The organism is Ensifer sp. Root31 (assembly GCF_001424825.1).
Lineage (GTDB): Bacteria > Pseudomonadota > Alphaproteobacteria > Rhizobiales > Rhizobiaceae > Ensifer > Ensifer canadensis.
Genome location: NZ_LMCO01000045.1, coordinates 123,949 through 136,147 on the forward strand (window position 1 = coordinate 123,949; position 12,199 = coordinate 136,147).

The window sequence follows — 12,199 nt, forward strand, 5'->3', positions numbered from 1 at the left end:
GGGCAGGATCAGCCCCCCAGCGCGTCCTCGAGGAAGGCGGCCAGCTGCGCCATGTGCTTCGACATCAGGCCCGTTGCCGGCGATGCCGCAGCCGGACGGCCGGTGTAGCGCACGCGCTGATACTTGGCGTCGATATGAGCCAGCACCCATTCCAGGTACGGGTCGATGAACGACCAGGCGCCCATGTTCTTCGGCTCTTCCTGGCACCAGACCATCTCCGCGTTGCGGAAACGGCTGAGCTCGTTGATCAGCGCCTTGGCCGGGAACGGATAGAGCTGTTCGACGCGCAGCAGGTAGACATCGTCGATGCCGCGCTTCTCGCGCTCTTCGAGCAGATCGTAGTAGACCTTGCCGGAGCAGAGCACGACGCGGCGGATCTTCGAATCCTTCTGCAGCTTGATCGGGCCGTCCTTGATGACCTCGGCGTCATCCCACAGCAGACGGTGGAACGAGCTTTCGCCGGCCATTTCCGACAGGCTCGAAACCGCACGCTTGTGGCGCAGCAGCGACTTCGGCGTCATCAGGATCAGCGGCTTGCGGAAGTCGCGCTTCACCTGGCGGCGCAGGATGTGGAAGTAGTTCGCCGGCGTCGTGACGTTGGCGACCTGCATGTTGTCTTCCGCGCAGAGCTGCAGGAAGCGTTCGAGGCGGGCGGAGGAGTGCTCCGGACCCTGACCTTCATAGCCGTGCGGCAGCAGGCAGACGAGGCCCGACATACGCAGCCACTTGCGTTCGCCCGACGAGACGAACTGGTCGAACACGACCTGTGCGCCGTTGGCGAAGTCGCCGAACTGGGCTTCCCAGAGTGTCAGCGCGTTCGGACGGGCCAGCGAGTAGCCGTATTCGAAACCGAGCACGGCCTCTTCCGAAAGCATCGAGTTGATGACTTCGTAGCGGGCCTGGGTCGGCGTGAGGTTGGCAAGCGGGATGTAACGGTCTTCGGTCTGCTGATCGTAGAGAACCGAGTGACGCTGCGAGAAGGTGCCGCGTTCGCAGTCCTGGCCCGAAAGGCGGATCTTCGTGCCTTCCGTGACGAGCGTACCGAACGCAAGCGCTTCTGCCATCGCCCAGTCGATCCCCTCGCCGGTCGAAACCATGTTGGCGCGGTTTTCCATGAAGCGCTGGATCGTGCGGTGCGCATTGAAGCCGGCCGGGATCTCGGCGATCTTGCGGCCGATTTCCTTGAGCTGCTTCATCGGCACGGAGGTCTTGCCGCGACGCTGTTCGTCCTGGTTGTCGGCCGAACGCAGGCCCGACCAGACACCATCCAGCCAGTCGGCCTTGTTGGGCTTGTAGGACTGGCCAGCCTCGAACTCCTGCTCGAGATGGGCGCGCCAATCGGCCTTCATCTTCTCGACTTCGCCTTCGCTCATCAGGCCTTCGGCGACCAGGCGGTCGGAGTAGAGCTGGACGACGGTCTTGTGGGCGCGGATGACCTTGTACATCTTCGGCTGCGTGAACGCAGGCTCGTCGCCTTCGTTGTGACCGAAGCGGCGGTAGCAGAACATGTCGATGACGACAGGCTTGTGGAACTTCATCCGGAATTCGGTGGCGATCTTGGCAGCGTAGACGACCGCTTCCGGATCGTCGCCGTTGACGTGGAAGATCGGCGCCTCGATCATCTTGGCCACATCCGACGGATAGGGCGACGAACGCGAGAAGGCCGGGTTCGTGGTGAAGCCGATCTGGTTGTTGATGATGAAGTGGACCGTGCCGGCAACGCGGTGACCGCGCAGGCCGGACAGGCCGAGGATTTCGGCAATGACGCCTTGGCCGGCAAACGCCGCATCGCCGTGCAGCAAGAGCGGCATGACCTTTGAGCGTTCGCGCAACGGGATGATGTCGCCTTCGAACACTGTCGCCATCTGGTCCTGCTTGGCGCGGGCCTTGCCCATGACGACAGGGTTGACGATTTCCAGGTGCGACGGGTTCGCCGTCAGCGACAGGTGAACCTTGTTGCCGTCGAATTCGCGGTCGGAGGAAGCGCCGAGGTGGTACTTCACGTCGCCCGAACCTTCGACGTCATCAGGAGCGTAGGAGCCGCCCTTGAATTCGTGGAAAATGGCGCGGTGCGGCTTTGCCATCACCTGGGAAAGCACGTTCAGGCGGCCGCGGTGGGCCATGCCGAGAACGATTTCCTTCAGGCCTTCCTGGCCGCCGCGCTTGATGATCTGCTCGAGCGCCGGAATGAGCGATTCGCCGCCGTCGAGACCGAAGCGCTTGGTGCCCTTGTACTTGACGTCGATGAACTGCTCGAAGCCTTCCGACTCGATCAGCTTCTGCAGGATCGCCTTCTTGCCCTCGGGCGTGAACTCGACGCCCTTGTCCGGACCTTCGATGCGTTCCTGGATCCAGGCTTTCTCTTCCGGGTTTGACATGTGCATGAATTCGACGCCGATCGTCGAGCAATAAGTGCGCTCGAGGATTTCGACCATTTCGCGAATGCTCGCGTATTCGAGGCCGAGCACGTTGTCGATGAAGATCTTGCGGTCGAGATCCTTCTCCTCAAACCCGTAGTTCGAGGGCGAAAGCTCGTTGTAGTCATCGACCGGGGCAGCAAGGCCGAGCGGATCGAGCTTGGCATGCAGGTGGCCACGCGCACGATAGGCGCGGATCATCATGATGGCGCGAACGGAATCGCGCGTCGCCTGATGGATATCTGCCGCGCTCACGGCGGTGCCGGTGACGGCAGCGGCTTCTTCCGCCTTCGCCTTGACCTTCTTCTCGATGACCTTTTCGACCCTACCCCAGTCGCCATCGAGCGCCGAGACGAGTTCGCCATTAGCGACGATCGGCCAGTTGGGCTTCTTCCAGGAGGCGCCCTTGGCGGCCTTCACCACGTCTTCCGGCTTGTCGGCCAGCGCCTTGAAGAAGGCCTGCCATTCAGCCGAGACGGACGACGGATCCGTTTCGTAGCGTGCATAGAGCTGCTCGATATAGGCGGCGTTCGCGCCGTCCAGAAACGATGTGAGCTGGAATTGCTCGTTGGCCTCTTGCCTTGCCATGGGTTCTCGCGGACGTTTTGGTCCGCCTCCTGACTTAAGTTGGGATGCCGGGTTTTCCCGGTCGTTCATCATTGTCAGACGCATCCAGTGCGCCCTGCTTTTGGGTCCTTGCAGCGCCGTGCGTCGATCAGGACGCGCGAAGGGCGCTGTAACACTTTCAACCTGCTGCATGATCTTGTCCTTAAATCGATGCCGACCGAAGGACTTGTGCAGGCAGTGCGGTCATCGGGGCCGGCTTTGATGGCCGGCCCCGATGACGCAATTCTGAGGTCAGCCCTTGAGGACTTCGACCAGCGTCTTGCCGAGGCGAGCCGGCGATGGCGACACGCGGATGCCTGCCGATTCCATCGCAGCGATCTTGGATTCCGCATCGCCCTTGCCGCCGGAAACGACGGCACCGGCGTGACCCATGGTGCGGCCCTTCGGCGCGGTACGGCCCGCGATGAAGCCGGCCATCGGCTTCTTGCGACCCTTCTTGGCCTCGTCGATGAGGAACTGCGCCGCATCCTCTTCGGCCGAGCCGCCGATTTCGCCGATCATGATGATCGAGGTCGTGGCCTCGTCGGCGAGGAACATCTCGAGCACGTCGATGAACTCGGTGCCCTTGACCGGGTCGCCGCCGATGCCGACGGCCGTCGTCTGGCCGAGGCCTTCGTTGGAGGTCTGGAACACGGCTTCATAGGTCAGCGTACCGGAGCGCGAGACGATGCCAACCGAACCCTTGCGGAAGATCGAGCCCGGCATGATGCCGATCTTGCATTCTTCCGGCGTCAGGATACCGGGGCAGTTCGGGCCGAGCAGGCGCGACTTGGAGCGGTCGAGACGAGCCTTGACGCGCACCATGTCGGCAACCGGGATGCCTTCGGTAATGCAGGTGATGAACGGGATTTCCGCATCGATCGCCTCGATGATCGCGTCCGCGGCGCCTGCCGGCGGAACATAGATCACGGATGCGTCCGCACCGGTCTTCTCACGGCCTTCGGCAACCGACGCGAAGATCGGCAGGGTTTCGCCCTTGGAACCGGTCCAGGTTTCGCCACCCTTCTTCGGGTGAATGCCGCCGACCATCTGCGTGCCATAGTAGGCAAGCGCCTGTTCGGTATGGAAGGTGCCGGTCTTGCCGGTCAGGCCCTGAACGAGGACCTTGGTGTTCTTGTTAACGAGAATCGACATGAGGTCTGGTCCTTCAGTTAGCCGTTGATCGCGGCAACGATCTTCTTGGCAGCGTCGTCCAGATCGTCGGCGGCGGTGATCGCCAGGCCGGATTCGTTCAGGATCTTCTTGCCAAGCTCGACATTGGTGCCTTCGAGACGCACGACCAGCGGAACCTTGAGGCCGACTTCCTGCACGGCCGCAACGACACCTTCAGCGATGACATCGCACTTCATGATGCCGCCGAAGATGTTGACGAGGATACCCTCGACCTTCGGGTCGGCCGTGATGATCTTGAAGGCTGCCGCGACCTTCTCCTTGCCGGCGCCGCCGCCGACGTCGCAGAAGTTCGCCGGCTCCTTGCCGTAGAGCTTGATGATGTCCATCGTCGCCATGGCAAGACCCGCGCCGTTGACCATGCAGCCGATGTTGCCGTCGAGCGCCACATAGGCGAGGTCCCACTTGGAGGCCTCGATTTCCTTGGCGTCTTCTTCGGTTTCGTCGCGCAGCGCCTTGATGTCGTCGTGGCGGAACAGGGCGTTGCCGTCGAACGAGACCTTGGCATCGAGAACGCGCACGCGGCCGTTCTTCATGACGATCAGCGGGTTGATCTCAAGCAGGCTCATGTCCTTCTCGACAAAGGCCTTGTAGAGGATCGGGAAGAGCTTTTCGGCGTCGGCCTTGGCTTCGCCTTCGAGCTTCAGGGCCGAGGTGAGCTTGGCGAGATCAGCGGCGGTGACGCCAGCTTCCGGATTGATCGCGACGTTGACGATCTTTTCCGGCGTGTCGTGCGCAACAGCCTCGATGTCCATGCCGCCTTCCGTCGAAACGACGAAGGCAACCTGGCCGACCGAGCGGTCAACGAGCAGCGAAAGATAGAGTTCGCGATCGATGTCGGCGCCGTCCTCGATGTAGAGGCGGTTCACCTGCTTGCCGGCAGGGCCGGTCTGCGCCGTGACGAGCGTATTGCCGAGCATGTCCTTGGCATGAGCCTTGGCTTCATCGATCGAGAAAGCAAGACGAACGCCGCCCTTGGCGTCGGCGGAGAGTTCCTTGAACTTGCCTTTGCCGCGACCGCCGGCATGGATCTGGCTCTTGACGACGTAGAGCGGGCCCGGGAGCTTCTTGGCAGCCGCTTCTGCTTCGTCGGCGGAGAAGATCGCGACACCTTCCGCGACCGGCGCGCCGTAGCTCTTCAGGAGAGCCTTGGCCTGATATTCATGAATGTTCATGGTGTTTTTCCTGTCTGGAGCATTTTGCAGGCGGGGGAAATACCCGCCCGCGAAAATGCGGCAAAAACAAAAGGTCGAGCGAATGCAGGCATCCGCTCAACGGGACGCGATTACTGCTTCAGGCTCGGCGCAATGCCGATGCAGGCTTCGCAAAGGCCGGCGACCGAAGCGACCGACTTGTCGAAAGCTTCCTTCTCGGCCTTGTTGAGGTCGATCTCGATGATGCGCTCGACGCCGCCGGCACCGATGACGGTGGGAACGCCGACATACATGTCCTTGACGCCGTACTGACCGGTCAGGTGTGCCGCGCAAGGCAGAACGCGCTTCTTGTCCTTGAGGTAGGCTTCAGCCATTTCGATCGCGGAGGCGGCCGGTGCGTAGTAGGCAGAGCCGGTCTTGAGCAGGCCGACGATTTCGGCGCCGCCGTCACGGGTGCGCTGGATGATTTCTTCGAGGCGTTCCTTGGTGACCCAGCCCATCTGGATGAGGTCGGTCAAAGGAATGCCGGCAACGGTCGAATAGCGGGCGAGCGGCACCATGGTGTCGCCGTGGCCGCCGAGAACGAAGGCGGTGACGTCCTGAACCGAAACGTTGAATTCCTGGGCGAGGAACAGGCGGAAGCGGGCGCTATCGAGAACGCCGGCCATGCCGACGACCTTGTTCTTCGGCAGGCCGGAGAACTTCTGCAGCGCCCAGACCATGGCGTCGAGCGGGTTGGTGATGCAGATCACGAAGGCGTTCGGGGCGTACTTCTTGATGCCCGCGCCAACCTGTTCCATGACCTTGAGGTTGATGCCGATCAGATCGTCGCGGCTCATGCCCGGCTTGCGGGCGACACCGGCGGTGACGATGCAGACATCGGCGCCTTCGATGGCGGAATAGTCGCTGGCACCCGTCAGGTTCACGTCGAAGCCTTCGACCGGGGAGGACTGGCCGATGTCGAGGCCCTTGCCCTGGGGGATGCCGTCGGCAATGTCGAAGAGGACGATGTCGCCCAGTTCCTTCAGGCCGGCGAGATGCGCCAGCGTGCCACCAATCATCCCTGAACCGATAAGTGCGATCTTGTTGCGCGCCATGAAAGTGCTTCCTTTGTGATCCCAAACTGATCGAGGCCTGAAACGCCGCAAACGCCAAACCTTCGCCGGAAGCCATTAAACGGCAATCGTTAAAATATCAATCGATACTTTTGGATGGAACAATTTCAATCGGTTAGATCATAAAATTCTTACGTAAACGTAAAAATTATCGTCATTCGCGCGTCACGAAACCGCAATATTTTCAGGATGTTCTGCCGCATATTCCGCGCTCTGCATCTCGATCAGCCGCGAAACGGTCCGGTCGAACTCGAAGCCTTCCGTGCCCTTCTTCAGCGTCAAAAGGTTCTGCGGTTCGGCAGCGGCCGAGGCAAAGAGGCGGGCGCCGTTGTCGTAGAGCGTGTCGACCAGCAGGATGAAGCGCTTGGTTTCGTTGCGCACATGCGGCCCGAGATGCGGCACGTGATCGACGAAGAGGGTGGAATAGCGCTCGAGGATCGCAAGATAGTCGGCAGCACCGAGCGGCTGCTGGCAAAGGTCGGTGAAGCTGAAACGGGCCGCCTTTCCGGCTGCTGCCGGCACCGGAATCTTGCGGCCCTTGCGCGGCACCTCGGCGGGCGCGACGGCGGCCCCTGCCGTTTGCCTGTTCCAGGCCTGCGCCATCGCCGCGTCGGCCTCGGGTCCGAGCGGTGAGATCCACACCGGGCTGCCGTCCGTCTTCATCAGGCGGTAGTCGGTATCGGTGTCGAGCGAGATGATCTCGGCATTCGCCTTCAGGAGATCGATGAACGGCAGGAAGAGCCCGCGATTGAGACCGTCGCGGTAGAGATTGTCAGGCGCCACATTGGAGGTTGCGATCAACACGCAGCCCTTGGCGAAGAGTTCGCTGAAAAGCCGGGCGAGGATCATCGCATCGGCAATGTCTGTCACCGTGAATTCGTCGAAGCAGAGGAGCCGCGCCTCGCCGAAGAGGTCGGAGGCAACCGGCGGAATGGGATCGGCCTGCTTCGTCTCGCCGTTCTTCAGCTTCTGGCGGTGCCTGTAGATCCGCTCATGCACGTCGGCCATGAACTCGTGAAAATGCGCCCGGCGCTTGCGCTGGATCGGCACCGCCTCGAAGAACATGTCCATCAGCATGGTCTTGCCGCGACCGACACCGCCATGGATGTAGAGCCCCTTGACCGGGGGATGATCCTTCTTGCGCGAGGCAAAGAGCCAGCCGAGCGCATTGGTCTTGCGCGATGGCCTGCTTGCCAGGAGCTCGGCCGAAAGATGATCGAATCGCCGGGCGATCGCGAACTGGGCCGGATCGCGTTTTCGCTCGCCGCTCTGAACGAGTGTTTCGAGCTTGCGGTAGATGCTGTCGTCAGGATTGAGCACGTCTCACCCGAGGTGGACCGGAAAACAAGAAGCCCGGCGATTAGCCGGGCTGGACCAGGTCATTAGCGGCTGAGGCTGACCGGCTGGCCGCCATTGGTGGAGCCGTCGAAGCGCGCATCGGCCGTCTTGTAAAGGCGAGCGATGGCGTTGCCGGTGCGGTCCTTGAGGACGACCTGCTTGCCGGCCACTTCCCAGGAACCCATAGCCGTCAGCTCGCCGGCGCAACCACGCGTGCCGCCGCGCGAACCGCTGCCGAGGTTGGTCAGCGTCAGGAACATGTCGCAGGAGCTGCCGGCGCTCGAAACGCGCCAGTTGCCGACCATCGATTCCTTGGTCACATCGAGCGCGTTGGTGGCTGCTGCTACCTGGGTACCAGGTTGAGCGGCACCGGCCATTGCCGTTCCCGCCGTCGGTGCAGCCGGGAATTGTGACGTGTTGCCGGTGGGATCAGGGAGTTGGTTCGACGAGACCGACGGTACGGGCTGGGCCTGGAGGGGAGCAGGTGAAGAATCCTGGGAGCTGAAGCCACCCATGGATGTCCGCTGGCATCCGGTCAGCGCAAGCACAACCGCCAGCCCCGCCGCCGCATGAATAACCCGCATATCTTTACTCCCGATGTGTTCCGCGAACCATGATGCAACGCGATAATATAGGCCGAAATACAGCAAATCCACCTGTCAAATCAAGGGACGACGATTCATGTCTACCTGTTGCAGGATTGAAACGTCTGCGCGAACGGGACAATGACGACTTCTGGCCCGGCAGCATGTTGCTTCAGGTGACCGAAATGACTGTCTTGCGCCGGCACAATCAACGATTGCCGGACGGACAAACAAGGCCGTTCGAGGAAGCTCCTTCACCCGGCGAAGAAAAAACGCAAACGGCGGGCACAGGGCCCGCCGCAACATGCGATAGCGCGTCGATTACCTCGGATCAGACCCGACGCTCGACCAGCATCTTCTTGATCTCGCCGATCGCCTTGGCCGGGTTGAGACCCTTCGGACAGGCCTGCGCGCAGTTCATGATCGTGTGGCAGCGATAGAGGCGGAACGGATCCTCGAGATTGTCGAGGCGCTCGCCGGTCGCTTCATCGCGGCTGTCGATCAGCCAGCGATAGGCCTGCAGCAGAACAGCCGGACCGAGGTAACGGTCGCCGTTCCACCAATAGCTCGGACAGGAGGTCGAGCAGCAGGCGCACAGGATACATTCGTAGAGGCCGTCGAGCTTCAGACGGTCCTCATGGCTCTGCTTCCATTCCTTGGCCGGCGTCGGCGTGACCGTCTTCAGCCAGGGCTCGATCGAGCGGTGCTGGGCATAGAAGTGGGTGAGATCCGGCACCAGGTCCTTGACCACGGGCATATGCGGCAGCGGATAGACCTTCACCGTGCCGTTGACCTCATCCATGCCCTTGGTGCAGGCAAGCGTGTTGGTGCCGTCGATGTTCATCGCGCAGGAGCCGCAGATGCCTTCGCGGCAGGAGCGGCGCAGCGTCAGTGTCGGATCGATCTTGTTCTTGATGTAGAGCAGACCGTCGAGCACCATCGGGCCGCAATCGTCGATATCGATATAGAAGGTATCGATGCGCGGATTGGCGCCGTCATCCGGGTTCCAGCGGTAGATGCGGTATTCACGAACATTGGTCGCGCCTTCCGGCTTCGGCCAGACCTTGCCTTCGGTCATCTGCGAGTTCTTGGGGAGAGCGAGTTCAACCATGTGCCTAATTCCTCAAGATCAGTAGACGCGAGCCTTGGGCTCGATCTTTTTCGGATCGATGCCTTCGGCGATCAGGTCGGTATGAACAGGGCGATAGTCGAGCTTGACGTCGCCGGCCTCGTTGACCCAAGCGAGCGTGTGCTTGCGCCAGTTGACGTCGTCACGGCCGCCAAGCGCCCCGCCGGTATAGTCTTCGCGGGCGTGCGAGCCACGGCTCTCCTTGCGCGCTTCGGCGCCATAGATCGTGGTGATGGCGTTGGCCATCAGGTTCTGCAGTTCCAGCGTCTCGACGAGATCGGAGTTCCAGATCATCGACCGGTCCGTGACCTTGACGTCGGGCAGTTCCTTCCAGATCGCCGAGATGCGCTTGCAGCCCGATTCCAGCGATTCCTGCGTGCGGAACACGGCCGCATCTTCCTGCATGGCGCGCTGCATCTTTTCGCGCAGCACCGCCGTCGGCGTCGAGCCGTTGGCGAAACGCTGGGCGTCGAAGCGGGCCATGATCTTGTCGCAGGCGGCAACGTTGATCGCCGGGATCGCTTCGTTGCGGTCGATGACCTGGCCGGCGCGGATGGCGGCGGCGCGGCCGAAGACCACCAGGTCGATCAGCGAGTTGGAGCCGAGACGGTTGGCACCGTGCACCGAGGCGCAGCCGGCCTCGCCCACGGCCATCAGGCCGGGCGCGGTGCGCTCCGGGTTCTGGCTGTCGGCGTTCAAGACTTCGCCCCAGTAGTTGGTCGGCACGCCGCCCATGTTGTAATGCACGGTCGGCAGGACCGGGATCGGCTCGCGGGTCACATCGACGCCGGCGAAGATCTTTGCCGATTCCGAGATACCGGGCAGGCGTTCGTGCAGCACGGCCGGATCGAGATGGTCGAGATGCAGGAAGATGTGATCCTTGTTCTTGCCGACGCCGCGGCCTTCACGGATTTCCATCGTCATGCAGCGCGAAACGACGTCGCGCGAAGCAAGGTCCTTGGCCGACGGCGCATAGCGCTCCATGAAGCGCTCGCCTTCGGAGTTGACGAGATAGCCGCCTTCGCCGCGCGCACCCTCGGTGATCAGGCAGCCTGCGCCGTAGATGCCGGTCGGGTGGAACTGGACGAATTCCATGTCCTGCAGCGGCAGGCCGGCGCGTGCGATCATGCCGCCGCCGTCACCGGTGCAGGTATGAGCGGAGGTTGCCGAGAAGTAGGCGCGGCCGTAACCACCGGTCGCAAGCACCACCATCTTGGCGGAGAAGCGGTGGATGGTGCCGTCGTCGAGGTTCCAGGCGACGACGCCGGTGCAGCGGCCGTCGTCCGACATGATCAGGTCGAGCGCAAAATACTCGATGAAGAACTCGGCGTTGTTGCGCAGCGCCTGGCCATAGAGCGTGTGCAGGATGGCGTGACCGGTGCGGTCGGCGGCAGCGCAGGTGCGCTGCACCGGCGGGCCTTCGCCATAGTTCTGCATGTGGCCGCCGAACGGCCGCTGGTAGATCTTGCCTTCCTCGTTGCGCGAGAAGGGCACACCGTAGTGCTCGAGCTCATAGACCGCCTTCGGCGCTTCCATGGCGAGATACTGCATGGCGTCGACGTCGCCGAGCCAGTCGGAGCCCTTGACGGTGTCGTAGAGGTGCCACTGCCAGCTGTCCGGCGTCATGTTCTGCAGCGAGGCGGCGATGCCGCCCTGGGCGGCAACCGTGTGCGAGCGTGTCGGGAAGACCTTGGTGATGCAGGCCGTCTTCAGGCCCTGCTCCGCCATGCCCAGCGTGGCGCGCAGGCCGGCGCCGCCGGCGCCAACGACGACGACGTCGAAGGCGTGGTCGACATACTGGTAGGCCTTGCCGTTTGCAGCGGGTGAACTGTTCGATGCCATGACGAAATTACCCTGCAAAAGCGATCTTCAGGATGGCGAAAAGACAGAGCCCGCCAACCACGATCGCGAAAAATGTGTTGAGCATGAGAAGGGCGATCTTCGCGCCTTCACCGTGCACGTAATCCTCGATGATCACCTGCATGCCGAGCTTCATGTGGATCAGTCCCGAAAGCAGGACCAGGCCCATGACCACGGCGACGAAGGGGTTCGAAAGGGCCGAAACGACCTCCGCATGGGGAGCGCCGGCATAACGAACGAGGAAGATGACGAAGAAGATCAAGAGCGGAACGTTGGCGACTGCCGTGACGCGCTGGCGCCAGAAGTGGTCAGTGCCTTCCTTGGCGGAGCCGTAGCCGCGGACCTTGCTGAGAGGTGTGCGCATGTTCATGGTCCTGTCCCCTCAGTACCGCACGAGATAGCCGACCACCCAGATCAGCACGGTAAGCGCTACCGACCCGACGATCGTTGCCTTGGCCAGCTTGGTGGCGAAGTGCTTCTCGTAGCCGTAGCCGAGGTCCCACATGAAGTGGCGCAGGCCGCCGAGCATATGGTGCACCAGCGCCCAAGTGTAGCCGAAGAGCACCAGCTTGCCGAGAAGCGTGCCGAACAGCCAGCTGACCCAGTCGTAGTACGCTTCGCCGGACGCGGCGGCGATCAGCCACCAGGCAACGAGGATGGTGCCGAAGTAGAGCGCGCCGCCGGTAATGCGGTGCACAATGGACATCACCATTGTCGGGATAGGCTTATAGATTTGAAGATGCGGCGACAGCGGCCGGCTTCTTGTGACATCCGTCATCGGAACCTCACGGAAATGCCCGGATTC

General features: G+C 62.2%; 10 protein-coding genes. All 10 read right to left on the bottom strand.

Annotated features, from left to right (window positions below):
* Window positions 1-8 precede the first annotated feature (8 nt).
* A complete protein-coding gene (locus ASD00_RS29675) occupies window positions 9-3,005 on the bottom strand; it encodes a 2-oxoglutarate dehydrogenase E1 component (protein ID WP_025425083.1) in 2,997 nt (998 codons plus the stop codon).
* A gap of 270 nt (window positions 3,006-3,275) precedes the next feature.
* Window positions 3,276-4,178, bottom strand: a complete 903-nt coding sequence (sucD, locus tag ASD00_RS29680) for a succinate--CoA ligase subunit alpha (protein ID WP_057210840.1) — start codon at window positions 4,176-4,178, stop codon at window positions 3,276-3,278.
* 17 nt (window positions 4,179-4,195) lie between these two features.
* Window positions 4,196-5,389, bottom strand: a complete 1,194-nt coding sequence (gene sucC, locus ASD00_RS29685; RefSeq protein WP_025425085.1) for an ADP-forming succinate--CoA ligase subunit beta — start codon at window positions 5,387-5,389, stop codon at window positions 4,196-4,198.
* Window positions 5,390-5,499: 110 nt separating this feature from the next.
* Complete coding sequence (mdh, locus tag ASD00_RS29690; protein ID WP_025425086.1) at window positions 5,500-6,465, bottom strand: malate dehydrogenase; 966 nt, start codon at window positions 6,463-6,465, stop codon at window positions 5,500-5,502.
* A gap of 183 nt (window positions 6,466-6,648) precedes the next feature.
* The gene (gene zapE, locus ASD00_RS29695; RefSeq protein WP_025425087.1) at window positions 6,649-7,803 is read right to left on the bottom strand and encodes a cell division protein ZapE; all 1,155 of its coding nucleotides are present in this window, start codon (window positions 7,801-7,803) and stop codon (window positions 6,649-6,651) included.
* 62 nt (window positions 7,804-7,865) lie between these two features.
* Window positions 7,866-8,405 (bottom strand): protease inhibitor Inh/omp19 family protein, encoded by a 540-nt coding sequence (locus ASD00_RS29700; RefSeq protein ID WP_025425088.1) that lies wholly within the window; start codon window positions 8,403-8,405, stop codon window positions 7,866-7,868.
* 331 nt (window positions 8,406-8,736) lie between these two features.
* Entirely contained in the window at window positions 8,737-9,516 is a 780-nt protein-coding gene (locus ASD00_RS29705) for a succinate dehydrogenase iron-sulfur subunit (protein ID WP_025425089.1), read from the bottom strand.
* Between the two features lie 18 nt (window positions 9,517-9,534).
* Window positions 9,535-11,376 (bottom strand): succinate dehydrogenase flavoprotein subunit, encoded by a 1,842-nt coding sequence (gene sdhA, locus ASD00_RS29710; protein WP_025425090.1) that lies wholly within the window; start codon window positions 11,374-11,376, stop codon window positions 9,535-9,537.
* A gap of 7 nt (window positions 11,377-11,383) precedes the next feature.
* Window positions 11,384-11,764, bottom strand: a complete 381-nt coding sequence (gene sdhD, locus ASD00_RS29715; RefSeq protein ID WP_025425091.1) for a succinate dehydrogenase, hydrophobic membrane anchor protein — start codon at window positions 11,762-11,764, stop codon at window positions 11,384-11,386.
* Window positions 11,765-11,776: 12 nt separating this feature from the next.
* Window positions 11,777-12,172 (bottom strand): succinate dehydrogenase, cytochrome b556 subunit, encoded by a 396-nt coding sequence (gene sdhC / locus ASD00_RS29720; RefSeq protein WP_025425092.1) that lies wholly within the window; start codon window positions 12,170-12,172, stop codon window positions 11,777-11,779.
* Window positions 12,173-12,199: the final 27 nt, after the last annotated feature.

Bases quoted from the DNA above. Each gene is read 5' to 3' on its own strand.
- ASD00_RS29675 (WP_025425083.1), bottom strand. From the start codon at position 3,005: ATGGCAAGGCAAGAGGCCAACGAGCAATTCCAGCTCACATCGTTTCTG.
- sucD (WP_057210840.1), bottom strand. From the start codon at position 4,178: ATGTCGATTCTCGTTAACAAGAACACCAAGGTCCTCGTTCAGGGCCTG.
- sucC (WP_025425085.1), bottom strand. From the start codon at position 5,389: ATGAACATTCATGAATATCAGGCCAAGGCTCTCCTGAAGAGCTACGGC.
- mdh (WP_025425086.1), bottom strand. From the start codon at position 6,465: ATGGCGCGCAACAAGATCGCACTTATCGGTTCAGGGATGATTGGTGGC.
- ASD00_RS29700 (WP_025425088.1), bottom strand. From the start codon at position 8,405: ATGCGGGTTATTCATGCGGCGGCGGGGCTGGCGGTTGTGCTTGCGCTG.
- ASD00_RS29705 (WP_025425089.1), bottom strand. From the start codon at position 9,516: ATGGTTGAACTCGCTCTCCCCAAGAACTCGCAGATGACCGAAGGCAAG.
- sdhA (WP_025425090.1), bottom strand. From the start codon at position 11,376: ATGGCATCGAACAGTTCACCCGCTGCAAACGGCAAGGCCTACCAGTAT.
- sdhD (WP_025425091.1), bottom strand. From the start codon at position 11,764: ATGAACATGCGCACACCTCTCAGCAAGGTCCGCGGCTACGGCTCCGCC.
- sdhC (WP_025425092.1), bottom strand. From the start codon at position 12,172: ATGACGGATGTCACAAGAAGCCGGCCGCTGTCGCCGCATCTTCAAATC.